Annotated in this window: 23 protein-coding genes and 1 tRNA gene; 13 read left to right on the forward strand and 11 right to left on the reverse strand. The window is 40.5% G+C overall.

From position 1 onward, the window contains the following. Positions 1 to 152: 152 nt before the first annotated feature. Positions 153 to 1,592 carry an ATP-binding protein gene (locus M9899_03415; protein ID MCO5113205.1) on the forward strand — a complete coding sequence of 480 codons (1,440 nt, stop codon included), beginning with the start codon at positions 153 to 155 and terminating at the stop codon, positions 1,590 to 1,592. Between the two features lie 69 nt (positions 1,593 to 1,661). Continuing rightward, positions 1,662 to 1,735 (forward strand) — tRNA-Cys (locus tag M9899_03420). Between the two features lie 151 nt (positions 1,736 to 1,886). Here the strand turns inward: M9899_03420 and M9899_03425 are convergent. The 5 genes from M9899_03425 to M9899_03445 all read right to left on the reverse strand — a co-directional run bounded on the left by M9899_03425 (position 1,887) and on the right by M9899_03445 (position 7,957). Next, the gene (locus M9899_03425) at positions 1,887 to 5,039 is read right to left on the reverse strand and encodes a CusA/CzcA family heavy metal efflux RND transporter (protein MCO5113206.1); all 3,153 of its coding nucleotides are present in this window, start codon (positions 5,037 to 5,039) and stop codon (positions 1,887 to 1,889) included. A gap of 14 nt (positions 5,040 to 5,053) precedes the next feature. Further along, on the reverse strand, positions 5,054 to 5,644 hold the full coding sequence (locus M9899_03430) for a hypothetical protein (protein MCO5113207.1): 591 nt from the start codon (positions 5,642 to 5,644) through the stop codon (positions 5,054 to 5,056). Next, positions 5,641 to 6,930, reverse strand: a complete 1,290-nt coding sequence (locus M9899_03435) for a TolC family protein (GenBank protein MCO5113208.1) — start codon at positions 6,928 to 6,930, stop codon at positions 5,641 to 5,643. Before M9899_03435 ends, M9899_03430 begins: the two co-directional genes overlap by 4 nt. A gap of 83 nt (positions 6,931 to 7,013) precedes the next feature. Beyond that, a complete protein-coding gene (locus tag M9899_03440) occupies positions 7,014 to 7,355 on the reverse strand; it encodes a hypothetical protein (protein ID MCO5113209.1) in 342 nt (113 codons plus the stop codon). A 113-nt stretch (positions 7,356 to 7,468) separates the two neighbouring features. Beyond that, entirely contained in the window at positions 7,469 to 7,957 is a 489-nt protein-coding gene (locus tag M9899_03445) for an NYN domain-containing protein (GenBank protein MCO5113210.1), read from the reverse strand. 240 nt (positions 7,958 to 8,197) lie between these two features. Here M9899_03445 and M9899_03450 point away from each other — a divergent pair, with 240 nt between their 5' ends. The 5 genes from M9899_03450 (at position 8,198) to M9899_03470 (ending at position 11,844) form a co-directional block, all read left to right on the forward strand. Further along, positions 8,198 to 8,503 (forward strand): RNA-binding protein, encoded by a 306-nt coding sequence (locus tag M9899_03450; protein MCO5113211.1) that lies wholly within the window; start codon positions 8,198 to 8,200, stop codon positions 8,501 to 8,503. A 144-nt stretch (positions 8,504 to 8,647) separates the two neighbouring features. Then, on the forward strand, positions 8,648 to 8,818 hold the full coding sequence (locus tag M9899_03455; GenBank protein ID MCO5113212.1) for a hypothetical protein: 171 nt from the start codon (positions 8,648 to 8,650) through the stop codon (positions 8,816 to 8,818). 151 nt (positions 8,819 to 8,969) lie between these two features. Further along, positions 8,970 to 10,400 (forward strand): copper-containing nitrite reductase, encoded by a 1,431-nt coding sequence (gene nirK / locus M9899_03460; GenBank protein MCO5113213.1) that lies wholly within the window; start codon positions 8,970 to 8,972, stop codon positions 10,398 to 10,400. A gap of 107 nt (positions 10,401 to 10,507) precedes the next feature. After that, the gene (locus M9899_03465; protein ID MCO5113214.1) at positions 10,508 to 11,179 is read left to right on the forward strand and encodes a formylglycine-generating enzyme family protein; all 672 of its coding nucleotides are present in this window, start codon (positions 10,508 to 10,510) and stop codon (positions 11,177 to 11,179) included. Further along, complete coding sequence (locus M9899_03470) at positions 11,176 to 11,844, forward strand: SCO family protein (protein MCO5113215.1); 669 nt, start codon at positions 11,176 to 11,178, stop codon at positions 11,842 to 11,844. The genes M9899_03465 and M9899_03470 overlap by 4 nt, the downstream gene beginning before the upstream one ends. A 128-nt stretch (positions 11,845 to 11,972) precedes the next feature. On the opposite strand, the gene M9899_03475 is transcribed toward M9899_03470, so the two are convergent. Further along, the gene (locus M9899_03475; protein MCO5113216.1) at positions 11,973 to 12,680 is read right to left on the reverse strand and encodes a Crp/Fnr family transcriptional regulator; all 708 of its coding nucleotides are present in this window, start codon (positions 12,678 to 12,680) and stop codon (positions 11,973 to 11,975) included. A gap of 178 nt (positions 12,681 to 12,858) precedes the next feature. Between M9899_03475 and M9899_03480 the strand changes: the two genes are divergently transcribed. Continuing rightward, complete coding sequence (locus M9899_03480) at positions 12,859 to 13,956, forward strand: alginate export family protein (protein MCO5113217.1); 1,098 nt, start codon at positions 12,859 to 12,861, stop codon at positions 13,954 to 13,956. 132 nt (positions 13,957 to 14,088) lie between these two features. On the opposite strand, the gene M9899_03485 is transcribed toward M9899_03480, so the two are convergent. After that, entirely contained in the window at positions 14,089 to 15,186 is a 1,098-nt protein-coding gene (locus M9899_03485; protein MCO5113218.1) for a hypothetical protein, read from the reverse strand. 475 nt (positions 15,187 to 15,661) lie between these two features. On the opposite strand from M9899_03485, the gene M9899_03490 reads away from it, so the two are divergent. Beyond that, positions 15,662 to 16,213: a hypothetical protein gene (locus M9899_03490; GenBank protein MCO5113219.1), complete on the forward strand. Its 552-nt coding sequence runs from the start codon at positions 15,662 to 15,664 to the stop codon at positions 16,211 to 16,213. A 25-nt stretch (positions 16,214 to 16,238) separates the two neighbouring features. Here M9899_03490 and M9899_03495 read toward each other — a convergent pair whose 3' ends face one another. Together M9899_03495 and M9899_03500 are read right to left on the reverse strand one after the other, a co-directional pair. Beyond that, positions 16,239 to 16,742 carry a hypothetical protein gene (locus tag M9899_03495; protein ID MCO5113220.1) on the reverse strand — a complete coding sequence of 168 codons (504 nt, stop codon included), beginning with the start codon at positions 16,740 to 16,742 and terminating at the stop codon, positions 16,239 to 16,241. A gap of 12 nt (positions 16,743 to 16,754) precedes the next feature. After that, the gene (locus M9899_03500) at positions 16,755 to 17,426 is read right to left on the reverse strand and encodes a hypothetical protein (GenBank protein ID MCO5113221.1); all 672 of its coding nucleotides are present in this window, start codon (positions 17,424 to 17,426) and stop codon (positions 16,755 to 16,757) included. A 437-nt stretch (positions 17,427 to 17,863) separates the two neighbouring features. Here M9899_03500 and M9899_03505 point away from each other — a divergent pair, with 437 nt between their 5' ends. Beyond that, positions 17,864 to 18,808, forward strand: coding sequence for a hypothetical protein (locus M9899_03505; protein ID MCO5113222.1), 945 nt, complete (start codon positions 17,864 to 17,866; stop codon positions 18,806 to 18,808). A gap of 132 nt (positions 18,809 to 18,940) precedes the next feature. Continuing rightward, positions 18,941 to 19,642 (forward strand): amidohydrolase family protein, encoded by a 702-nt coding sequence (locus M9899_03510; GenBank protein ID MCO5113223.1) that lies wholly within the window; start codon positions 18,941 to 18,943, stop codon positions 19,640 to 19,642. Between the two features lie 22 nt (positions 19,643 to 19,664). On the opposite strand, the gene M9899_03515 is transcribed toward M9899_03510, so the two are convergent. After that, on the reverse strand, positions 19,665 to 20,504 hold the full coding sequence (locus M9899_03515; GenBank protein ID MCO5113224.1) for a type 1 glutamine amidotransferase domain-containing protein: 840 nt from the start codon (positions 20,502 to 20,504) through the stop codon (positions 19,665 to 19,667). A gap of 231 nt (positions 20,505 to 20,735) precedes the next feature. Between M9899_03515 and M9899_03520 the strand changes: the two genes are divergently transcribed. Beyond that, positions 20,736 to 21,080, forward strand: a complete 345-nt coding sequence (locus tag M9899_03520; GenBank protein MCO5113225.1) for a hypothetical protein — start codon at positions 20,736 to 20,738, stop codon at positions 21,078 to 21,080. 215 nt (positions 21,081 to 21,295) lie between these two features. On the opposite strand, the gene M9899_03525 is transcribed toward M9899_03520, so the two are convergent. Further along, positions 21,296 to 21,745, reverse strand: a complete 450-nt coding sequence (locus M9899_03525; GenBank protein ID MCO5113226.1) for a ferritin-like domain-containing protein — start codon at positions 21,743 to 21,745, stop codon at positions 21,296 to 21,298. A 382-nt stretch (positions 21,746 to 22,127) separates the two neighbouring features. Here M9899_03525 and M9899_03530 point away from each other — a divergent pair, with 382 nt between their 5' ends. After that, positions 22,128 to 23,222: a phospholipase A gene (locus tag M9899_03530; protein MCO5113227.1), complete on the forward strand. Its 1,095-nt coding sequence runs from the start codon at positions 22,128 to 22,130 to the stop codon at positions 23,220 to 23,222. Positions 23,223 to 23,322: the final 100 nt, after the last annotated feature.

The raw sequence follows: 23,322 nt of genomic DNA on the forward strand, positions 1-23,322 counted from the left end.
TCACAAAATATGAAGAAATTTAGATAAAATGTTGTCAAAGATAAAACAATTAGAGACGCGCTTTATTTACTGAGATCAAAAATCGGACCGTTCTCCGCGAGAGGATAGATTTACGATAACATAATAAGCATAAAGTTTGCTTTCCAGTGTTCATGAAAATTTTTGCGTTAAATACTTCTGCATACGGTGACTCTTGGGTCGAAATTGAAATCAATCTCATTCCTGGTCTTCCGCGTTTTTCCATTATAGGACTGCCTGACACGGCTTTGAAGGAGGGTGTACTGCGAATCAAGTCGGCTCTTTTGGCGCATGGTTTTGAGTGGCCAAAAAATAAAGAAGTGATCATCAATCTTAAACCTATCAATAGTAAAAAGTGGAATCAGAATATTGAACTCGCAATTTTAATTTGTTTTTTGCATGTGACACAGCAAATTAAACTCAAGTCCAGCTTTAATGATGATGATTCTCTATTAGTGTTGGGCGATCTGAATTTAATGGGACAAACCACTTTGTCTAAAGATATTTGTGCACGCACGTTCACAAATTGGAAAGGTAAAATTCTAACTGGTTGCGTTCTGGAACCAGTGTTGTTCGATCACTATGTGATTGAACATATCGGGCAATTAAAAAATGCAGCTTTGTCTTTTCATAAAAAAGCATCCTTGCAAGAGATCATCAGACGCCCTCCATCCGATCGTTTTTTATGGACGCAAGAAGAAGCTAGGCTCATCAGTCTTTTGGCTTTGGGATCTTTTTCGGCTTTGCTTGCAGGAGTAAAAGGTGCTGGCAAAACAACTCTTGTTAAGGAAGTGTGGCGACTTTTACCTGCGCCGAACGAACATGAGTTTGAAGAGATCGGGATGCAGTCCAAGCAGTGCCCTGAGTGGCGCCCTTTGGTTTTTCCTCATCACACCATGCCTAGGGTGTCGTTGATTGGCGGAGGTGTTCCTCTCAAGATGGGTGAAGTGGGGCGCGCGCATGGGGGCATTATGGTGTTAGATGAATTTCTGGAGTTTAAAAAAGAAAGCATAGAGGTTTTACGTGAGGCCATGCAATCAGAAGAGGTGGAAGTTTCTAGGTTAGGGCAGACCCATAAATTTAAGACAAGGTTTCAAGCTTTGGCGACAACTAATCTTTGTCCTTGTGGGAAGTGGTCAGGACAAGAAGGGCATTTTGTAAATTGCTCTAGAAGCCTTATGACTTGTAAGTCCTATATCAATCGGATGATTGGCCCCGTGATGGATCGGTTTCATATTTTATGGTTAAAGCCGTATCGGATTAAAGGAGATGCTCAAACAATATGCAGCGATGATATTTTAAGAGGGCTCGAAGAGGCTAGAGCGTGGAGGGCTAAGAGACCTTGGGGAGATCGGGCGTGCAATAAACTTTTGGTTTCTGAGGTTCAGGGTATGTTGACCAAAAGGTGGTTAAAAGACGTTTACGTTTTTGAGGGCCAATCGGAGCGACGCCAACAGGCGTTTTGGCAGGTGGCCAGAGCTTTAGCCGATTTGGATATGGTGGAGCGTATCGGGGAAAAGCACATACGTGAGGCTTACAAATGGACCTGTTTGGACTTTGGAACCTTGCTGTAATTTACCTTGATACAAGGCGGGGGACCTGATAGTTTCATGAGACCATTCGGTGCAAAAAAAGTTCCTAAGGGTGGCGTAGCCAAGTGGTTAGGCAGCGGCCTGCAAAGCCGTCTACGCCGGTTCGAGTCCGGCCGCCACCTCCAAAAATTCCTCGTTAAAATAAATAATCGGTACAATACCAATAGGACGATCCCAGAGTTCATCTGGGGGTCTTCGATGAAGGAGAGATAAAAATTGACCATCCTTCAGTGGATTCTATGGGGAAATAAATGTTTGGCTTTAGAATTATGTCTTTCATACATTGATCTTCTTATCATTAGGCTGATACTTTAAGATCAGCCTTTCGAGCGTTAAATACAACGTAGGGAGAATCAGAAGTGTTAAAATCATCGAGGACAATATCCCTCCAATGATCACGGTGGCCAGTGGTTTTTGTACTTCAGCTCCCATTCCTGTGGCCAGCATCATGGGCAGAAACCCAAACACATCCACAAGAGAGGTCATCAGTACTGGTCTTAAACGAAGGCTTGCTCCAGTAAGGACTAACTGCTGACCTTTAATTCCTCGTGTTCTAAGTTCATTAAAATAATTTACAAGCACAACACCATTAAGGATAGCAATTCCTGACAGAGCCATAAAACCCACTCCTGCAGAAACGCTGAAGGGGATCCCTGCAATCATAAGGGCCAGCACTCCCCCTATTAAGGCAAAAGGAACGCATAAAAATATCAAAACAGTTTCAACGATATTTTTGAATGCCGCATACACCATAAGTAAAACTAAAAGCAGTGTAATGGGTCCTAGTATGGAAAGTCGAACTTTCGCTTCGGTTAAGTTTTTAAAGTTTCCGCCCCATTCCATGTAATAACCTGCTGGGAGTTCTAATTGAGTATGGATTTGATTTTTGGCATCAGCCACAAAAGATTCAGTGTCTCGTCCTCGTGGATTGATCAGAACAGCTATGCGTCTTTTGGTTTGTTCACGGCTAAAGGAGCTATAGGTCTCTATAAACTCAATATGGGCAAGATCTTGTAGTGGGACGGTGGTAGCACCTGCAATTCCAACGGGTAAATGTTTGATCTGTTCAATACTGTTTCTGACCTCATCAGAGGTTCTTATCACAATAGGGAATCTTCTAAGACCCTCATAAAAAGTTCCCACCTCTTGGCCACCAAGAGCAAAGTGAATGGTCTCTAAGACTTTTTGCGATGAGACACCCATAAGTTTTAATTTTTCTTGGTCGGGTTTTATATCTAAAATAGAAACCATACCTTTGGCTTCTAATTCCACATCACCTGCTCCAGGTACATCGTGAATGATGGACATGGCCTGTTCTGCAAGTTCGGTGATAGTAGCTTGATCTTCTCCAAAAATTTTAAGAGACACATCGGCGCGCGTTCCTTCCATCAGCTCATTAAATCGCAATTGAATAGGTTGACTGGCTAAAATGCGTTGCCCAGGTGTGGTCTCTTCAAGTCTTTGAATAATGGCGCTGACGAGTTCATCTTTAGTTCTTCGCTTGCCATTGATTTTTGGCCATTCTTTTCGAGGCTTAAGCATGAGAAACGTATCAGAAATATTGGGTCCCATGGGGTCGGTGGCTATCTCTGCCGAGCCTATACGTGAAAATACGTCTTTGATTTCTGTAAACTCTGTGATGATGTTTTGCGAAACTTCTTCGAGAGACACAGAGTGTGAGAGTCCCACGCTTACGGGTCTTATAAATTGTAAAGCAATAGACCCTTCGTTAAGCTGAGGCAAAAATTCTCCACCTAAACGTGTAAATAAAATTCCTCCAATCAAAACAGCGCCGACTCCTAGAGACAATATAACTTTTCTGGTGTTTAATCCCCAGTGAAGTAGTGGGATATAAAGGCTGTGTAGTGTTCTCATGATCCATGGTTCTTGATCTTTTACATTTCCTTTTAAGATCAAGCTTGCCAACGCTGGTACAAAAGTAAAAGACAGAATTAAAGCACCTAAGATTGCAAAGATAAATGTCGCGGCCATGGGAATAAACATTTTGCCCTCAATACCAACAAAAGCAAAAACAGGAAGGAAGGCGACAATGACCACAAGCTCACCAAACCCCGCAGAGGTTCGGATTTCAACAGCAGCTTCATGAATGGTGCTTTGTAGTTCGGCATTAGTGAGTGTGCGTTTGAGCCTCTGTGTTTTGTCATGAACATGTCTGACACAGTTATCAAGCACAATAACAGCGCCATCTACAATGATGCCAAAATCTAAAGCACCTAGGCTGACTAAATTTCCAGAAATATTAAACTTCCGCATAAGGATAAAAGTAATAAGCAAAGATATAGGTATAACTATAGCAGTGATCAGGGCGGCTCGTAGATTTCCAATCAACAAGAAGAGCACTAAGATCACTAGAATGGCTCCATAAAGTAAATTGTGTTCTACAGTACTTAGAGTAGCATTTACCAGTTCAGATCTATCATAAACAGTTTTAATAATATAATCTTTGGGAAGCGAAGAGCGAATCTCTTCTATGGCTGCATCAATCTTTAAAGATACGGCCCTTGAGTTTTCACCTAAGAGCATAAGCACGGTACCCAGAACCACCTCTTCGCCGTTATGGAGTGCTGCGCCTAATCTCAGTTCATGTCCCATTTCCACTGTGGCGATATCTGCAATAGTGATGGGCTTTGCATTTTCGAGCATCTTAATAGGAACGTTTCTTATGTCTTCCAAGTTTTGAAATAATCCAGAGCCTTGCACCAAGAACTGATCGGCAGTCTGTTCGACATATCCGCCACCTGCATTTTTATTCACTGAACGAATGGCTTGATCAATATCGCTAAAATGAATTCCGAAGTCCGCCATTTTGCTGGGATGGGGTTGAATCAAATACTGTCTTTCGTGCCCGCCAATAGTGTTGACTTCGGCTACTCCTTGGACAGCTAAAAGTCTTGGTTTGATATACCAATCTTGTAAAGTGCGAATTTCAGAAAGTTGTTTCTGTCGACCTTCTCCCGTAATGGGTTCTTTGGCTTCAATGACGTAGTGATAGACTTCTCCAAGACCAGAGGTGACAGGTCCAAGTTGAGGTGTCACTCCTTCAGGGAGATCTTTGGTTACACCCTGTAGCCGTTCTGTGACTAGCTGCCGAGCATGGTAGATGTCCGTGTTATCCTCAAAAGAAACAGTGACCTGAGACACCCCGAAACGTGTGATAGATCTGATTTGGTCAACACCTGGGATTCCATTTAAAACAAGCTCAATCGGTATGGTTACCGCCCTTTCTATCTCTTCAGGGCTGAGAGCTTGTACTGGAGTGTTGATTTGGACTTGTACATTTGTAATATCAGGAACTGCATCAATGGGTAGATTTAAAAAAGCCATCCCACCTGCTATGGAAATAAGAGTTGTGGCTAAGATCACCAGCCATCTGTAGTGAATAGAATATTTTATTAAATTTGAGATCATAAATATGTTCCTCGTTAATGGGCGTGAGAGTCTGTCGTATTGCTGTTTAAGTCGGCATCCGTCATACGTAAGAAGGAGGCACCAGACATGGCCACTTCATCGTTAGGTTGCAAGTCTGTGGTATGAATAGAAACATGAGTGTCATTGATGTGTTGTGTGTTTACCCAAACCAAAGAGATCCAATCGTCATGCTTTCGGTACACTCCTACACGATGTTTGATATAAACTAGAGCCTGTTTAGAAATCACCCAAGGTCCTTTTTGATTTAAACGGGTAAAGTTCACCTTCATGTTTTGCATAGCTTTAGAAGAAAGTTTAAAACCGAGGTGCTCATCAAAATCTTCAACAGCTTTACCGCGCCCGAATCTATCAGAGGAAGAAGTCTCTTTATCCTGATCCTCGTGGTCATGTTGATGCTCGTGCTCGTGCCCCTGATCCTGATCCTGATCCTGTGCATTTATGTTACTGTGTTTGTGGGGGGATGTAGTTTTTGCTGTATCTTGGCTGGCATGAGTCGTCTTAAGGGCATGGGACTCATCGTGGGCCCAAGTTTGGGTTTGTATGAATACGCTAAGAAATAAAGTGAATTTTAAAATGTATATCATAAGGTCTCCAAAAATATACGACCGTCGTAGTGATAGATGAGCCAAAGGGCTTCAAGTGCTTTCAATTCGCGTTGGTTACGACTTTGTGTCAACTCTGCTCTTTGGCGATGAAATTCAATAAGTAATGGACCAGATACAAGTCCTCTTTGTGCAAGGGACTCGTTCTTTTTAAAGTCTTTTTCGACGGTAGACATATCAGGAACATCCTTAAGTATGGAAACGGCTCTTCTATAAACTTTAAGTTGTTCTGTGCGCTCATGGCTTTCAACACTTTGAAGTAAACTCATATCTTTTTCGTTTTTGCTTATACCTGCTTGAGCAAAAGTTCGTGCTGGTGCATTTTGATTTAATAAGGGTAAATCCATCATCACCTTTAATCCCCAAAGAGACTGTGTTCCTCCATTAGTATTGGACTGTGCGTTCCACATGGGACCAACTTTTAAGCGCGGCCAAGTGTCTGATTGGGCTTGAGCCCATAAGGCGTTAAATTCGGCTTCTTCCGCGAGTGTTTTTAATTGGGCTGGTGACAGCCGTTTTTGAGAAGGTGTTTCAGAAATAGTGGGCCAAGTTAAAGGAGGTCGTGGTAGCACCTCTTTAAGCTCATCTAAAGAATGCCCTGTAGACACGTGGAAGTAATGTTCTAAAGCGCGTTCTTCGTCAAAAAGAATGGCGCTTTTTATTTTGGCATCCATAAGTGCCATGCGATATACCGACTGTGTGACCTGCTGTTCGGGGCTCAGTTGGGGTAAGGATTTTTGTTGTTGAATCAGTGTCTCTAAAGTTTTGATTGTAGTTTTAAAAATTCGCCTTTCTTGTTCAAGTTGTCTTAATCTATGTAGATGAAGTACAGTTTGGCGAATCACATCAGCCTGCAATTCTTTAAGATCAGAGTCCATAACTGCATTTTTAGCTTTTGCAGCTTGAACCCTTGCTTTTCTTTTTCCACCCCACTCAATAGATTGCACAATAGCAATCATAGAGTCTGAAGTGTTTTTAGCCCCTTTAGTGAATTCTACTTCCAACTCTGGATTGGGAAGCTGTCGGGCTGTATCAACGGAGAAGGCTTGGTATTCCAGTTCATGTTTTTTTCTTAACACATCGGGGTGATTTTCTTTCGCGCATTCCACGACTTCTTGCGTTTTTTTAGGTAGGGCACATTCAAAATGCAGACCATGTTCGTGGTGAATCTCTACTGCATAAACCCAGTGAGAGCGGAAAACAAAAAAACCAGAAATCCAAAATGAAATTTTTAAAACTTTATAGCCAAAATAAAGTGCGTTCCTCATAGTCATTCCTTAAGAGAGCAACGTAAAAACCTAACGTTACGTTATTAAATGTAAGTTCAATATAATTTTAGGAATTTAGAGTTTTAGACTTTGGGAGGACGTTTGAGTCTCTTGGGATGAGGCGTATTCAAAGAAAAAAAATAGGGGATGGGTTCTTTGGTATGGATATGGTCACGGTTTAAGACATTGTTGATCAAAGGCAAAGAAAAAGTATGTGCAAAGTGACAGTGCAGACAGGAGTCTGTATGGGGAGACTGCTGGGTATTCGGAGTGCTTTCTGAAGAGCAACAGTCTGTGTCTGCCTCAGGAGCTTGTTCCCACGTAAGTATGGAAGTTTGGGTTATACCAGTCGGGCTGACCTCTTCGGCAATACAAGGGTCAAAACTAAAGTTGATAAAAAGTAGGGCCAACAAAAATAATTTCATATAGACTCGGGTAAAATAAGCAGCCCTCATTCTAGAAGATCAAACAGTAGGATGTAAGAGAATTGTCGTGATTGACGCAACTGGCTTAAAACCTATCATTGAGGTCGAACATCTCAAGGGCGCTTCTTGTTCATATACACAAAGCAGTCGTCTTTAGTGATGGGGTGAAAGTAGTCGCATTCATCAATCAAAATTTGCGCTGTAGTTTCTTTCACTGCACAGATTTCAACTCTTACACCCTCAGCCTTAAGATGCCTTACTGTTTCAATATAATCCGAGTCTCCAGACATGATGACAATGGTGTCTACTTTGCTGGCGAGCTGTGTGGCTTTGATAGACAGAGGGATATCTGCGGATTTATGACAAGGTCTTACAGAACCATAAAAGTTTTCATGGAGTCGTTCGGCTAATTTTGATGAAATGTTTTTCCCTTCGCGAAAGTAGATCAAACGATTGAGCCCTCGATCTTCAATCAAGCGAGGAATAAGAGTGTCAAAGTTTAGCATAGCTGATTTCTTTTTATAAATTTCGTGGAGACTGCGTTCGATGTTGTTACCATCAACCAAAATAGCCACGTTTTGTGAAATTTTAATTTTATCCATATTTTTAACACTCATCTATGAGGGCAAATAAAGCAAGGGTTTAGTCAAACCTCGAAGTAAAACCTTCAGCCCATATCGAAGGTGAGGGACTTGATCATATTTTAAGCTTTTTATGTAAATAGCAGTATCTTTCGTGGGATAAGTGTGGTTATTTGCAGGTCTAACTATTGTCATTTTCGTAATTCATTAGATGTCCTACTGTCTTCTGTAAATGGCCCCAATAACCTACAGGAGGCACAAATGGGTAAAAAAATATATATCGGTAACCTTTCTTATAGCGTAGATAATCAAGCTTTGGCGGAGCTATTTGCTCAGTTCGGAGATGTGGAGTCTTCGCATATTGTTATGGACCGTGATTCTGGTCGCAGTAAGGGTTTTGGCTTTGTAGAAATGTCTACAGATGACGAAGCTTCAACAGCTATTGAAAAGTTAAATAACTATGACTTTTCTGGTCGTAACCTGAATGTGAGCGAAGCTAAACCCATGGCTCCACGTGAAAATCGTGGCGGTGGTCGAGGTAACTTCGGCAGTCGTTCGCGCTACTAGATAGCAACATCTGGTTTAAGTTTTAAAAAACTTAAAAATATAAAATTTAAAGAGCCTGATCGAAAGCGGTCGGGCTTTTTTTATTTTGATTTGAGTCTGAATTTGACACGTTCATTGAGATGATGTGCTTTGTTGCGGGAGGTGATGGGCCAAGACCATGTGGAGAAGTGTATTGCGGCTCAAGGTGTGAGATGGCGATCTGTGATGAACTTTGTTGCGGCTCAAGATGTGAGACTGCTGCAATATGTGATGAGTTTTGTTGCGGGTGCTGATGATGAGACAGAGTTTTGTGGTGAACTTTGTTGCAGTCGATGAGAGTGAGATGGTGACTTTTTGTGACTTAATTTATTCACGGCCGCATATAATAAGTGACCTATGGTGTGTATGATTTAAATCATATTATTGGGTATTTATATAAGGTAAAGTGTAGGGGAACAAATGAATTGATCATCCATAGGAGGTAGTAGTGGTACGGTATTTAGTTGTAATGGCGTCTATTGTGTTTATATCGGGGTGTTTTGGAAGCAAAAAGTTTGACCCCGCAAAATCTGTCATCAAAGGCGAGGAAGAAGCCGTCTTGACGTCTCCTCCTAACGTACCACCACCTATTACCAGAAAGCACAACACCAAACTGGTTGTGAAACTGGATGTGATTGAACAAAAAATGAATATCTCTGAGGGTGTGGAATACACCTTCTGGACTTTTGGCGGAACTGTTCCTGGAAGCTTCATTCGTGTTAAAGAAGGGGACTTGATCGAATTTCACTTAAGAAACCACCCGACTTCAAAAATGCCTCACAACATTGACTTGCATGCTGTGACTGGGCCTGGAGGGGGCGCGAGTGCGTCTTTCACTCTACCTGGTCAGGAGACGGTCTTTTCTTTCAAAGCCATTAACCAAGGGCTTTATGTGTATCACTGTGCGACTGCTCCAGTGGGAATGCACATTGCAAACGGAATGTATGGTTTGATCTTGGTGGAACCTAAGGACGGTCTACCCAAAGTGGATCGTGAATACTATGTGATGCAAGGGGATTTTTACACCAAGGGTAAGTACGGAACTCAAGGGTATCAGCCGTTTGATATGGAAAAAGCTGTGGATGAACATCCTACTTACGTTGTTTTTAACGGAGCCACTAACGCTTTAACTGGAGATAATGCTTTAAAGGCCAACGTAGGTGAAACTGTCAGATTGTTTGTGGGTAACGGTGGTCCTAACCTGATCTCTTCTTTCCACGTGATTGGGGAAATCTTTGATAACGTCCACAGAGAAGGTGGAACCTTGGTGGATCACAATATTCAGACTACTATGGTCCCTGCAGGTGGAGCTTCAATCGTAGATTTCAAAGTGGATGTACCAGGAAGCTTAGTACTGGTGGATCACTCGATCTTTAGAGCTTTTAACAAAGGAGCTTTAGGTTTAATTAAAGTTGAAGGTGATGAGAACAAAGACATTTTCACAGGTCAAACTGAAGTGAAAGTCTATATGCCTGAAGGTGGAGCAATCCAAAAGATCAACGAAAAAGAACAAGTGACAAAGGCCGTGACACTTGCTGATCAAATGAATTTAGGAAAGAACGTCTACACACAAAACTGTGCGGCCTGTCACCAAGCAGATGGTTCAGGAATCAAAGGTGCCTTTCCTCCACTGGCTAAATCAGATTGGTTAAACCAAGATGTGAAGCGTTCTATCAGTGCAGTTAAAAATGGTTTGAGTGGTGAAATCAGAGTGAATGGGGATGTGTACAACGGTGTGATGCCCTCCCTTGGATTATCCAGTGAGGACATTGCTAACGTCTTAACTTATGTTTACAACTCATGGGGTAATAATAAGAAAGTGGTGAGTCCTAAAGATGTGGACGCTGTTCCTTCTAAACCTATGAGTTTGGATCACTAATGCTAAGAGCCTGTGTCCTAGGATTGATACTTTTATCATATATACCGTCTTATGGAAAAAAACCTGAGACGGTACGAATCCCTGGGGGAGAATTGCGGGCGGTCTGGATGGCTCCGATGGCTACAGGTAAAGACAAAGCCAAGGTTGCCGTTCCTACTTTTGCAGTTTCAAGTTTTGAAATGATGACTCGTCCTGTGACTCGGCAAGAGTATCAGAACTTTATAAACAAAAATAAGGAATGGTCCAAAGGGCAAGTGTCTCAACTTTTTGCTGATGAAATGTATATGAACGGCTGGTCCACTAAAGATTCACCTAAAATGCCAGCCACCTTTGTATCGTGGTTTGCGGCTAAGGCTTTTTGTGAATCTTTGTCTATGCGCCTGCCTACGGTCAATGAGTGGGAGTATGTAGCCGCAGCATCCGAAACATCTAAGGATGCCAATAGAGACTCTGCTTTTTTGGCTAGAATCTTAGAGTGGTATGGTGAGCCTCGCACTCATAAAATTAAAAATGCAGGCAGTATTTATAAAAACATTTATGGTGTCTGGGACATGCACGGGCTGATCTGGGAATGGGTGGATGACTTCAACTCTAGTTTTGTAACTGGTGAAAGCCGTGAAGACAGCTCTATGGATAAAAATATGTTTTGTGGTGCGGGTGCGGTCTCTTCTGGAGATAAAGAAAACTACGCGGCCTTTATGCGCTTTGCTTTTCGTTCAGGGTTAAAAGGCAATTCCACAATTTGGAATCTGGGTTTTCGATGTGTGAGGGATATATGAAATCGATTTTATTGAGCATGTTATTTCTATTTTCAAGTATTACTTTTATAAGTGACTCCTGTTTGTTGTTTTCAAATAGTATTTTTGCAAAGGTCTCTTTGTCTTCAGGTAGTCCAGCAAATCGCTCTTTATTTTTATTTGCAAACAGGGCTTACGCCAATGTCTCTTTATTTGAGTTGAGTACGGTTTGGAAAAATCAAAATAATGAAGATGTAGTTCTAAGTGATCTTAAGGGTAGCCCTACGCTCATCACTATGATGTACACCAGTTGTGTGCACACCTGTCCTATGATTGTGTCTAAGTTAGAAGAGATCAATAAGCAGTTAAAAAAGGCCAAACTTCCTCCTGTAAAGGTCGTTATGGCGTCCTTTGATGAAAAGGCCGACACTCCAGAGGCGCTGAAGGCCTATATGAAAAAACGCAAGCTTTCCGAAAAGGATTGGACACTGTTGTCGCCCAGTTCAACCAGTACGGCCAGAGAGTTGTCAGTGCTTTTGGGGATCAGTTTTAAAAAGTTAGATGACAAAGATTTTTCCCATTCTAATATTATCACTTTATTGGATAAAGACGGTGTGGCTATTGCTAAGATTGAAAGTCTTGCGGCAGATACAAAGGTGTTTGTTGAAGCTTTAAAAAAACAAATTCAACCTAAGAAAAAGAAATAAACTTAAGTTCAATAATAAGTGGCCCAAGCCAAAGTAAACTTAAAACCTAAGAAATAAAATGATTTCTCGGGGGGGCAAGTATAGGGTCACGGAGTTTAAGAAACAGTGCGTGGAGTGTAAGCTACAGCCTATTGTTCCGCTTTCATGATCTCAATGATTTTTGCGGTGTTGGCAATAGTAATGGTCTGTTCATTCGTGGAAATATAACCTTTTTTGGACCATTCACTCATGATTCTGATGATAGACTCCACAGATGATCCCACTGAATCTGCAATCTCTTTACGAGTCAGAGGAATAGGAATCTGGATGTTGTCATGAATCGCAGTCTGCTTGTCGATAAGGTTAATAAGCAAAGATGCAATTTTAGATGAAAGAGGGGCTTTAGTTAAAGCTCTTTGGCTTTGTATGGTTGTCATTCTTTCGGTAAGTAGCCTTTGAACATGTAAAATCAAATCAATGTTTTGTGTCCAGTGCTTTAAATAGGTTTTTTGTGGAATTCGTAACGCCCGCGACGGACCGATAGCCGTGGAAGTGAGAGGATAAATAGGAGAATCTTTAGACATCATAAAAGCTGCCATAAGGTCACCAGGAGGGCAGAAGTGTAAAATGATGATCTCCCCTGAGGGTGAAGATTTACTGAGCTTATAGGCTCCGCTGAGGACAATATAAAAGTACTCGGCTTTAGTGTCCGCAGCAAACAGTGTGTCTCGGTGGCTGGAAAGAATAACGTCAGACAAAGAGCATAAATCTTCTAAAGTCTTTTGATCTATATTTTTAAATAGGGGAAAAGCCTTAAGCTCTTGAATGATGCCAGTGTTTATGGGTGTGCTTTTCATCAAGTGATCCTAACAATATCTTTAAATTTTTACAATTTTTAACGGGAAGTATGATGGGGATCATAAACTTGTATTTAGAAAATTCGTTATAATAATAGACATTATGAGAACTCTTTTCATTTCCGCTCTTCTTTTAGTTTGTCACATATCCTACGCATACGAATTTACAGTGAATCCGATGGCTCGCGTAAGGTATGAGTCTTTTAATAGCTATGATTTAGAAGGTGCGCATCGTGCCTTCATCGGTTCAAGGTTTTGGTTGCTGGGAACGGTCAAGCATGAAGGATATGCTTTTGTATTTCAACCACAGTTTGCAAGAACATGGGGACAAGAGGTTGATGGTCTGACCGCAAGCGGTGGGGTTGTCGACCCCGAAGCGCATGTCCACCAAGCATATATGCTAGCTCCTCTGTACTCTCATTTTAATATTAAACTTGGGCGCCAAGAGTTGGCCTATGGGGATGAACTGATTTTAGGAGCCGTAGGGTGGAGCAATATTGGTCGAAGTTTTGATGCCTTAAAAGTGGAGTTTGAAATTTCAAACCTTCAGTTAGATATGTTTGTCAGTAAACTTGTAGATCGAAATGCAGTGGGCCCTTCTGTGGGTGATACGGATCTTTATGGTATGTATTTTAAAATGCAAAACCCATTCGAGATTTTAAAAGAGACCGACCTCTATGTTTTTGGTTTGAATGATAAGAGCCTTTCGCCAAGACAAGATATTTTAACTGCTGGTGCGCGATTTACAGGAAAGCTGCACAGCTTTGATCACCGCTTGGAAACCATATACCAAAAGATCGCTAGCTCCAATGAAGGACAAGTTGATGCTGAGGTGGGCTTTACCCATGAGCTTTTGGGCCGCCTAGCTTTGAATTACTTTATGGCCACAGAACACTACAACCAGATGTTTCCTACGGCCCACAAATGGCTAGGGATCGGAGACATGGTAGCTAGAAGAAATATCCAAGGGTATCAAGTTAAATTTCAAAAAAATTGGAATGCAAAATTTAAAACTGAACTGACTTACCACAATATGTTTCGATACTCTACTTCAGAGACGGCCTATCGTATGAATGGAACCACTGCTTTAGGAGACACAGGTTTATCTAGCAAAAATATTGCACAAGAGTATGATCTGATCTTTAATTATGTCTACGATAAAAATCTAAGTTACCAGATTGGTGGAGCTGTGTTCGTACCAGAAAACTATTTAAAAGAAAGCGGAAAGGACAAAACCTACACCTTTGGTTATCTACAAGTGATGCTCAAGCTTTAGTAAAAGCGTGAGAGTGGGGACTTAAGGTTTGGCTCTCACGTTTCATAAATCTTATTATTGTTTTACGTCATACAGCTTCAGGCCATAGGACTTAGTTTGGTGGACTTAAGTATTTCGTTTGGATTTCAAAATTTACTTGGTGAATTTTTTAAGCTCTTTGATTCGTGCTCTTTCAAATTCAGGAACGTGCATCCCTGAGCTTCCAGAATAACCTAAGATGATCTTGTCTTCATACTTTTTAAAGCATTCACTGGCCAACTCTGTTTTAGGATGCGTTCTTACACATAAAGCATAATAATTCTCTGGAACCATAAAGATAGAGATTTCAGGGAAGTGGGCATAAATGTCGCCAAGAGCGGCATAGGCTGAGGCTCTTTCTTCATTGGTTTTTAAATCCTTTAATTTTTCGTGAAGAAGATTTTTAATTTTTAAAGAGGTGTAGAGTGATTTTTCAAAAGTCATAAAGTCGCTTTGATAAGACTGTAGCTCTGTCAAAGCCTCTTGAACACTTTTGATCTCTTGGGGCTTACTGACGTTGGATCTTAGATTTTTAAGATCATTTAACGTGCCCTTATTGGTGGCTTTATCTTGGATATTTTTTAAATCCACCAAAATTTTATCTTTGTCGTAATCCGCAAGCAGCGCAGAGTTGATGTAGTGGACTAAGGCGCGGTGGGTCTGAAAGTAATCGCTGGGAGTAGCAGATGTAAGTAAAATCGTCTTAAAGATTTCAGCAGAGGCTTGATAGTCTCGCATAGCTAGTGCTAAGTGCCCTTTTTCTGTTTCTGGAATTTTATTGTCTTTAAAAAGATCAAAAAGATGGGTGGACTTGCCTCCTTTAGAATGGCAAGCAGCACACTGACCAATAGCGTGTCGAGTATAAAAGACACTCTGTTTGGGATCAAGGGGCATCAACTTTTCTGCCATATCCAGACTGTGTTTAAACTGATCGTATTCAGCTTTAATGGCAGGGTCTTTTTTAGAGAAAAAATTGATCACAGAAAACTTTAAACCATGAGAGACATTATTAAGATCTTGGATCGCAGAACTTAAAGTGGCACGCTCCTGTTCTGTGAACGTACTTTTATTCAAATCTACAGAGTAAATTTTAGCAACAGGCCCAACGAACCCCAGCATCTTTCGTGTCCATTCTTCAGACTGGGCTAGTGCAGTCAGGGTGATCAAAAGGGCAGGTAAAACATAAATCAAGGAACGTAAAAGTGCTTTCATGTGGTGCGATCTCCTTAAAGGCATTTGCCACGCTGTTTGATGAACGGGTGGACTCTTCACAAGACGTCGAGCTTGAATGTAGCGCTTGAGATCATGTCAAGAGTCACACCTAGGCCTGTTTAAGCATGTGGGAAAACTCAACATTTGAGTATGATAAATGTCATAAAAAGAGGAGTCTCATAATTTTTGACTCTTCCAAAGAAGAAACACCAGTATGATGGTCTTGTGTCCTGAGGTTCTACGTCTCAAAATATTTGATTCTTTCAAAGAAAAAAACGCAATACAGACTTAGTTCTGCCTTGATATGTGGATAAGAATTTATGTCATAAAAAGTAAGAGGACTGGATTTTTGGATGTCAAAAAACTGTACAGAAAAGTGGGGAGAGCCCAAGATGGTCGCATGCCTGGCTGTTAAATACGTCCTTATCGTGCATAACTTTTGCAATCTTAGCTTCTGCTTATGAGGGAGTGTGAAATGCACAAAAAGATTTTGTTATGTTTAATGACATTATGTTGTTATGTCACTTCTGCCAGTGCAGGCACATATTTTGATCAAAGACAGCACAATTCGTTTTTCTTTTTTGGCAACTGGGGTGGACATGTCACAAGCGAGTGCTTCTTGTATAATGACCTTCCCCAAGACGAAGCTATAATTCCAGAGCAAACAGGGTATTGTTATTTTGATATTCAACGCGCAAAACAGCCTCGACATTTAGTGCAAGTTCGATATGAAGATTTAAAGGTGATTCATCCTAAGTTAGTGACAGAGATTGAGGCCTATGTACAGGACCTTATCGAAAATCATCCACCTAATGTTTTTCAGAAGATATTTGCATTTAAAGATCATGATTATGAACTCTTAGAAAATTTTGCAGGACGCTTTAAGTATGAGTCCTTGCCTTACCAGGTCTTACTTCGAAGAGATTTCCAAACCTACGAAAAGACCCCTCAGTTTTTTAACAAAGGGATCGTTGAAGAACTTTTAAAAATCTTTGAAAGTAATTTAGAGCCTTACCGTATCAACTAGTTGCTCGTAGATAATTCCTTAAGACCTATTTTTTCTTAGCTTTGGTCTTCTTGCCTTTGTCTTTGGATACATTGTTGACCTTGCGATCTTTAGAGTGCTTATAGCACTTTGCCCAAAGTTCTTTATATGTGTCAGCATTTGTTTTTTTAGTCACACTAAGTTCAATAAGATCTTTAGTTTTTCTCAGTTCTGCCTCTTCAGCATCAGAAGATTCCTGGCAAAGAGGGAGTTCAGAGATATCTGGTCGGAAGACTCTTAAGAACACAGAAGATGCTCCTGCTACCCATGTTGTTAAAAAATATTCAGTGTCATCAAAAGTGTACTTTTTAATTTCTGCTAAAGCATAAGGTTCCACACTGGGTTTAAAGACCACAGTTTCTCCAGTGCTGGATTTAAACTGCACAGAAGAGAGGGTATAAGTAAGGTGCTGTGTGCCTTCGACTGGAACTTCTTGTGTAAGTTCTTTGGCTTCCCAAGCGTAAGCGATTTGACTGATTAGAAGAATGGATATTGCAATAATATTTTTCATATGCGTCTACCTTTATTTTACCTTATTCAAACATGATTCTGTTAAGCCATTTTTGTCAACACAGTTCTTACAAGCCATAATTTTATCAGCGTAGGTCTTGTTGATAGCCGCAGAGGCTCCTCTGTATCTTTGTAATATTGTGTGCAGATTTGTGCTTCCCGATTCGGCTCGCTTAAGATGAAATGTAGAAACAATTAAATTAAGCTGTTCTACAATAGACTTAGCTGACCTTTTTCTATAATTGTCAGCGGTAAGGTCTTTATTGAAGCCTGGCATTAAAGGCTGAAACCAACGCTTTTTTAAGAGTTCTTTAAGAGTCGTATTTGTAACCTGACCAAGACCACTTGCAGTGGATCTTGAATCAGTTGTGCGACGATTAGGAATGTATTCGGACTCTTTGTTGATCAAACAGACAATAACGTTAGATTTGATATAAGAGTAATCGCTACCTTTGTGTTTAATGATGTCATCAAGCACCCCTTTGGCATATTCAGCTTTTTTTGTAAGACTTAGAGCATTCCATTTGGGATCGGCGTAGGATATGGCTGTGTTTCTGTTTGTTGCAAACTCAGCCTTTGTAGGAACGTACTTTTCTACAAAGCTTGGGCTTGATTTAAAACTCTGTTGACGGCCTTGGCCCTGCCCCTGACCTGTTTCTCCATAAGACAGGCTTGGCTGAAGCATCAAAAATAATAAACTGAGAATATATAAGTGTTTAATAAGACCCCCTTAGACTTCAGAGACAAAACATCACTCTTCTCTTAAGTTCTCAATTCGGTATATTTGGGTCTAGATTTAAGTGTAAAGTTACATTTTAAGACAGAATTTATGGGGGCCCAAGGATTCAAATCAAATATAAAGTCTTTAAGAATGGACCTGCTATAAAAGCCATAAAATGAATCTGAGGGCTCATATAGTCATATTCAAAACTGTGCAAATGTGTCTAGTAGCGTACGTCGACCTAGCCGCTATGGGCTATTTCGTCACACTCTAAGCCATGAAAATTTGCACATTATTAAACATTGAGCGGTGCTGTAAGTGTGTATTTCTAGTTGCTTTGTGGGAAGTCCAAAAGTATGTGGTAAGGGTTATTCATAACATAAAATAAAGGAGAATAAAGCATGAGAAAGGTTTTGATGGCCTTGGCCACAACACTATTTGTGACATGGGGAGCACAAGCTCAAACTGTAAATATTAACACTCTAAATACGATCGTAAAGGGGATTCTTGATCCAATCGTAGCTCAGGATACTTTTTTTGAAGACTTGAGTTTGGTTTTTGACCCAAGCACAGATTTAGATAATAACTATGTTGGTGTCGAGATATCGGCAGCATCTAGAAGCTTAGCTTGGACACAATCTTTAACGTCATTGAATGTAGGGATCACTTTTGACATGCAAGAAGTGGCTCGTGGTGAGAGCTTAGCTAGAGGGAACTTAACTTTATCCCTAAACACAGATATATATAGTTTTTCACAATATGTAGCAGCTACATTGCAATCTATAAATCCATGTCCTGCAGCTTATGATATGTATGCAGATGTGTACAATATGGATTTTCTATTATGTGACAATCTACTTCAGACTTTTGTAGCTGGAGACTTCCAAGAGCTTAAGTCTAATTTTGCAAATGTCCTTTTAAATGTCGAAACACAACTAAATGCTCTTCGTGCAACACTTCAAGCAGAGATCGGAACACAAACAGATTCAGACATCCTTGATAATTTACGCATGAGCTTACAAAACGTGGATGATTATTTACAAAGCGTAGGTGCACTTTCTGTAGTTGAAACTGCGGATGAAGTTGTGTTCACAGTAGACGAACAAGCTTTAAACCCTTCAGGCAGTAAAGACCAATGGAGTCTTAGCCTTATGCTTTCTGAAACATCTCTTTTAGTGTCTTTGGGTTATGATCACTACCATCCTACAGGTAGCTATGATTCCTATGTTCAAATGGTTAAAAATGAGTTAGTTCTTTTAGAGCAAAATGATCCTGACACAGTAAATTATATCAGCAGTGCAGCTCAAAGTTATTTAGACTTTGCTAAGATGTTCTTAACTTTCTAAGCAGTTTGAGTTTAGAATAAAAATTGAAGCCTAGATTTCTCCGAATCCATCACACTAAAGTGTTTGTCGGGGCTGATCTAGGCTGATTTTTTTAATTGAGTGTATAACACTCTTGCTGCTTAAGAGGGTCTGATGCAAAAGTTCTTAGGAATATTATGTCTTGTGGGACTGATATGTCTATTGGGTTATAATAAATTGGGTTTTTTATCCCATCCAACCTCCACGATCCAAGAGCCACAACCCAAGTCTGATGTGGTGATCATCAAAAACGTAAGGATATTTCCAAGTTCTGATGGTGAAGTGCTCGAAGATGTCTTTTTGGTGTTTGAAAAGAATAAGATTCTAAAAATTACTAAAAGCCTTACTGAAGTTGCAGATTTTGAAAATGCCCTAGTGGTAGATGGTGAAGATAAAACGATCATTCCTCAATTTTTAACCGACACGATCCCCCAAGATGTTCTGCAAAAGTCTTTAGAAAGATTAAACGAAATTTCTAGTGATGAAATTATGAGTCTTATGGCGGCGAGGGCCGAAGCTTTGAATGAAGAAGATAAAGTGATCACCATCAGTGACGAGTTGATCTATTTGGTCAATCATGGTGTGACTCCCAAAGAGGCTTTGCGAATTGCCACTATAGAAGTGGCAAAATCTATGGAGCAAGAGCCCAAAGGCTTTTTATCAGAAGGGAATGAGGCGAACTTTATTGTGTTTAGTGGTAATCCACTTATAAATATCAATAGAATTCACTTCATTTATGAAATATGGGAAGAGGGGAAACTCATCCTTCACGATGAGGCGCAAAAAAGCAGCGCCCCAACCATGCAAGATCTATAAGCTCTACCCCTTCAATGAAAAATTATTTTTTGTCTTTTTGGGCTTCCGCTGCCGCTTTGGCTGCGGCCTCTTCTTCAGCCTTTAGGGTTTTGTAAGCCTCGACTAATTTTTTTGCAAGACTATGTCCTGACTGAGGATTTTGTCCTGTGATTAAACGTCCTGAAACCACGACATGATCTTCCCACGGAAGAGCGGAATCAAATTCTGCATCTTTTAAGCGGAGTTGTGTCTCAAGCATATTAGGTACAACCATGTGAAGATCGACCTCGTACTCTTCGGCGTCTGTGAACGCAGTGAGTTTTTTGCCTGCCACAAGATAGGAGCCATCAGTGAGTTTGGTGTTCACAAGAGCCGCAGGACCATGACAAATGGCAGAAACAATGCCGCCTCCCTCGTAAATATCACGAGTGAGGATTTGAATATCTGGAGAATCAGGAAAGTCCCACATGGTTCCATGTCCACCAGCGAAATGAATGATCTTATAGTCGCTGGCTTTAGTGTCTCTTACTTTTTTGGTCTCTTTTATGGCCTGCATGAGAGACGCATCATCTAAAAATTTTTTATTTAATGGATCTTCAGGCTTGTTACTGGTCGGGTCCATGGGGGCTTCGCCACCTTTGGGGGAGGCAAAATCAATTTCAAAACCTGCTTCTTTTAATGGATAGTAGATGTGAGACACTTCTGATAAGTACCAACCCGTGGGTTTTCCTGTGTCACCAAGTTGCCCATGATTAGTCACTACGATGAGAGCTTTGGGGGCTGGTGGTGGAACTGCTTTTTTCTTAAAGCATCCTGTTTGTGTCAAAATCAAAGCCAAGGTTAAACCGATGGTATACAGAGTTTTGAATAAGTGATTTGGCATAAACATCCCTCCTTGATATGTTATTTGCAACGTATAATTCTATTATAGGTTGTATCTTCAAGACCTAAAGTCTTTAGATTTTTGCTTTATACAGTACATTATTCTACTGATGATCTAAGTGAATGCAAAGTGAAAAAAGCCAGACGAAATCTTGGCTTTTGTTTGGGGTTGTGCCAAAAGAGAGTCTCTAGAAATAAAATTCCTAAATATAAAATCCTTGGGGGAGGAGATATGAATTTTTTAATTAAATCTATAATCGCAACAGGTCTAGTATGTAGCGCCAAAGTCAGTTTTGCAGCTCCGAATGATCACTGTGCACCCTATGCTCATGATTCAGAGGTGATCAGTGTTATTGAGATTCTGGCACCCATGTTATCCTACGAGTACCATGAGCTGTGTGAATCAGAACGAGTGATGGCGATTTACCCTACACGAGTCAACGTGTACAACCAAGAGAAAGACGAATACCAAGAGCACATCTCGATCACACTTCATTACAACGAGTACTCTTGCGAGTATCGGTACAATATGGTGGAACTGCGTTGGGGTAAAAAGCAGTGCTATAACACTTGGTAGGAAAGTTTAACTGACAAAAATTAAAGAAGCGCCGTCATTAGCAAAAAAAAACATGCTATAAACTTGGTGGTTTAAGTGCGTTATGTTTGGCTGTGTAAGGGTAGAGGCGGGCATTTCGTCTTTGAATGATTGCTGTGGGCCTTAAAAAAAGAGCACCAAATCATTTGGTGCTCTAGGATTGTGTGAAATCAAAGATGTATTGGGGGTCTAAAAACTTATTCAGGTTTGCGCATCATTTTGCGGACTTCGTCAGCGTGCTCTACTTCTTCTTGTACAAAGCCTCTGGCTAACTCTTCCAAAGCGATATCGCCAAGGTCAGCTGCCAAAGTGGAAAGCTCTTTATACATTCTAATAGCATCAGTTTCGAACTTCAGGCTCTCTTCAAGTAACTGTAAAACGGAATGCAAGTTAGACTCTTCCACTTTTCCAGAGACAATCGGCGGGTGACCGCCTAATGAAGTGAGTTTTTCGCCAATGATGGTGGCATGGTTAAGAGCCTCTAAGGCATTGTCTCTGAACCACTTCTGGATAGGAATACGGTTATAACCCATGATCATAAATGAGTAGTGCAGGTAACGATTGATGCCTGCGGCTTCAAGTTGATAAATTTCACCTAATAACTTTAAAACTTTGTCGTTTTGGTAGGTCTTTTCGTTGACGCTCATGGGGCCTCCTAGGCTTTGCGTTATCATTTAGCTATCAATTACATTATCAATTAACTTGCAAATAGACTGATGTGCAAGTCTGGAACTGTAAAAAGAAATACAAAAAAGTACTTTGGGTATTTTTAAATCCTATAAAATCAAGCAAATTCAATAGGTTATATTGTTCTTGCGGATTTATAAAGAGCCATTTCATTAAAAGAGAATGATTGTCGATCCTCCGCAGGTGTCCAGCAAGTTATCCATGCGTATGAAGGAGTTATCAAAAATGAAACATAATACTTCAGGAGTGAAGCCCGACCAAAACATAGGAACAGGAATCAGAGGAAGACAGAATGTAAAGTATAAAGCAGGGTAAAAGATAGGGAGAGTGAAAAGTTAAAAGATGAGGCTATTTCAACCATTAAGTATCTCGTTGCTTCTATATATATGTGTGATGGGATTCAGCATTACAACTTCGACGGCACAAGCTTCTGATGCCAGCCCCGTTGTAACTTCTAAAGAGGCCCCCTTAGCGACGCAAGCCTTAGATGCAGACTCTGGGACGCGCTTAAGTTCTTCTGCTTCAAACCCCAATGATGGAAATTCAGAAGCAGATGTAGAGCCAACGCCTGTGAACAAGTTGCCGTTTCATTCAGAAGTAAAATCTCAAGAAGGACTTTCGCAGGAGTTAGAGACTCCAATTTCAAAAGAGCCAAAGGCCGACACACAAACGTTGCCAGGGTCCATTGATCCTCTTGCGGCTACCTTATCTGAACAAGAAGAGATGCAGATGCTTGAAGAGCCTTTTCGTATGCAAGAGTATCGGCCGAATTATATCATCAGTGGAAAGCCTGATACTAAGGTGCAGTTTAGTTTTTTGTTTCGGATGCTAAAGAGCTACAGTCTGTATCTGGGATTCACACAAACGATGTTTTGGGAACTGGGAAAGCAAGACTCTAACCCTTTTTCTGATATCAATTTTAATCCAGAACTGTTTTATAAATTTAAGTTTAAAGAAGCATGGTTAAAACAGGTCGACTTGGGTTATGCTCACATGTCCAATGGGCTTCCAGGTGTAGAATCTAGAGCCATGGATGAAGTGTTTGTGTTGCTCAGTAGTGGTGGAAAAACTAAAATTGGTATTGCCAATGTAGAGCTAAGATTAAGATACATTCTGCCTGGCTCGATCTCTGATAATAAAGATCTTAGGGATTATTATGGACCAGCTGTTTTGAGGTTTAATTTGACCCGTTTAGGTCGAAGGCTTTTTTATTCTGAACAACTTTATATCGACTACTATAATGGGGGCAAATGGTCTGAGGACTTTTCCAAAAACTCAGTACGTGTCAGTTTTCGTTTCAAACTTTTTGAATCCGCAAGTGCGCCTAAGTTTTTCATTCAATACTTTAATGGTTATGGCGAAAACTTAAGAAACTATAACTTAAAAGATGAATCTTTTAGAGTAGGATTATCAATTGGTGGGGGATACCCCCTATAGTTAAAAATATTGGCCTTATAAAGGATGATTTAGATTTTCTTATAGTTGTTGAGATTAAAGATAATTTAAAAATCCTTGGTGTTAAAAATTTTGAACTTTA

The organism is Pseudobdellovibrionaceae bacterium (genome assembly GCA_023954155.1).
Lineage (GTDB): Bacteria > Bdellovibrionota > Bdellovibrionia > Bdellovibrionales > UBA1609 > JAMLIO01.

Excerpts from the sequence above, each read along its gene's own strand:
- M9899_03500 (MCO5113221.1), bottom strand. The coding sequence starts at position 17,426 with ATGCTTCAGCCAAGCCTGTCTTATGGAGAAACAGGTCAGGGGCAGGGC.
- M9899_03505 (MCO5113222.1), top strand. The coding sequence starts at position 17,864 with ATGAGAAAGGTTTTGATGGCCTTGGCCACAACACTATTTGTGACATGG.
- M9899_03425 (MCO5113206.1), bottom strand. The coding sequence starts at position 5,039 with ATGATCTCAAATTTAATAAAATATTCTATTCACTACAGATGGCTGGTG.
- M9899_03455 (MCO5113212.1), top strand. The coding sequence starts at position 8,648 with ATGGGCCAAGACCATGTGGAGAAGTGTATTGCGGCTCAAGGTGTGAGA.
- M9899_03490 (MCO5113219.1), top strand. The coding sequence starts at position 15,662 with ATGCACAAAAAGATTTTGTTATGTTTAATGACATTATGTTGTTATGTC.
- M9899_03515 (MCO5113224.1), bottom strand. The coding sequence starts at position 20,504 with ATGCCAAATCACTTATTCAAAACTCTGTATACCATCGGTTTAACCTTG.
- M9899_03440 (MCO5113209.1), bottom strand. The coding sequence starts at position 7,355 with ATGAAATTATTTTTGTTGGCCCTACTTTTTATCAACTTTAGTTTTGAC.
- M9899_03495 (MCO5113220.1), bottom strand. The coding sequence starts at position 16,742 with ATGAAAAATATTATTGCAATATCCATTCTTCTAATCAGTCAAATCGCT.
- M9899_03530 (MCO5113227.1), top strand. The coding sequence starts at position 22,128 with ATGAGGCTATTTCAACCATTAAGTATCTCGTTGCTTCTATATATATGT.
- M9899_03415 (MCO5113205.1), top strand. The coding sequence starts at position 153 with ATGAAAATTTTTGCGTTAAATACTTCTGCATACGGTGACTCTTGGGTC.
- M9899_03510 (MCO5113223.1), top strand. The coding sequence starts at position 18,941 with ATGCAAAAGTTCTTAGGAATATTATGTCTTGTGGGACTGATATGTCTA.
- M9899_03475 (MCO5113216.1), bottom strand. The coding sequence starts at position 12,680 with ATGAAAAGCACACCCATAAACACTGGCATCATTCAAGAGCTTAAGGCT.
- M9899_03450 (MCO5113211.1), top strand. The coding sequence starts at position 8,198 with ATGGGTAAAAAAATATATATCGGTAACCTTTCTTATAGCGTAGATAAT.
- M9899_03480 (MCO5113217.1), top strand. The coding sequence starts at position 12,859 with ATGGCTCGCGTAAGGTATGAGTCTTTTAATAGCTATGATTTAGAAGGT.
- M9899_03430 (MCO5113207.1), bottom strand. The coding sequence starts at position 5,644 with ATGATATACATTTTAAAATTCACTTTATTTCTTAGCGTATTCATACAA.
- M9899_03485 (MCO5113218.1), bottom strand. The coding sequence starts at position 15,186 with ATGAAAGCACTTTTACGTTCCTTGATTTATGTTTTACCTGCCCTTTTG.
- M9899_03525 (MCO5113226.1), bottom strand. The coding sequence starts at position 21,745 with ATGAGCGTCAACGAAAAGACCTACCAAAACGACAAAGTTTTAAAGTTA.
- M9899_03465 (MCO5113214.1), top strand. The coding sequence starts at position 10,508 with ATGGCTCCGATGGCTACAGGTAAAGACAAAGCCAAGGTTGCCGTTCCT.
- M9899_03445 (MCO5113210.1), bottom strand. The coding sequence starts at position 7,957 with ATGGATAAAATTAAAATTTCACAAAACGTGGCTATTTTGGTTGATGGT.
- M9899_03520 (MCO5113225.1), top strand. The coding sequence starts at position 20,736 with ATGAATTTTTTAATTAAATCTATAATCGCAACAGGTCTAGTATGTAGC.
- M9899_03435 (MCO5113208.1), bottom strand. The coding sequence starts at position 6,930 with ATGAGGAACGCACTTTATTTTGGCTATAAAGTTTTAAAAATTTCATTT.
- M9899_03470 (MCO5113215.1), top strand. The coding sequence starts at position 11,176 with ATGAAATCGATTTTATTGAGCATGTTATTTCTATTTTCAAGTATTACT.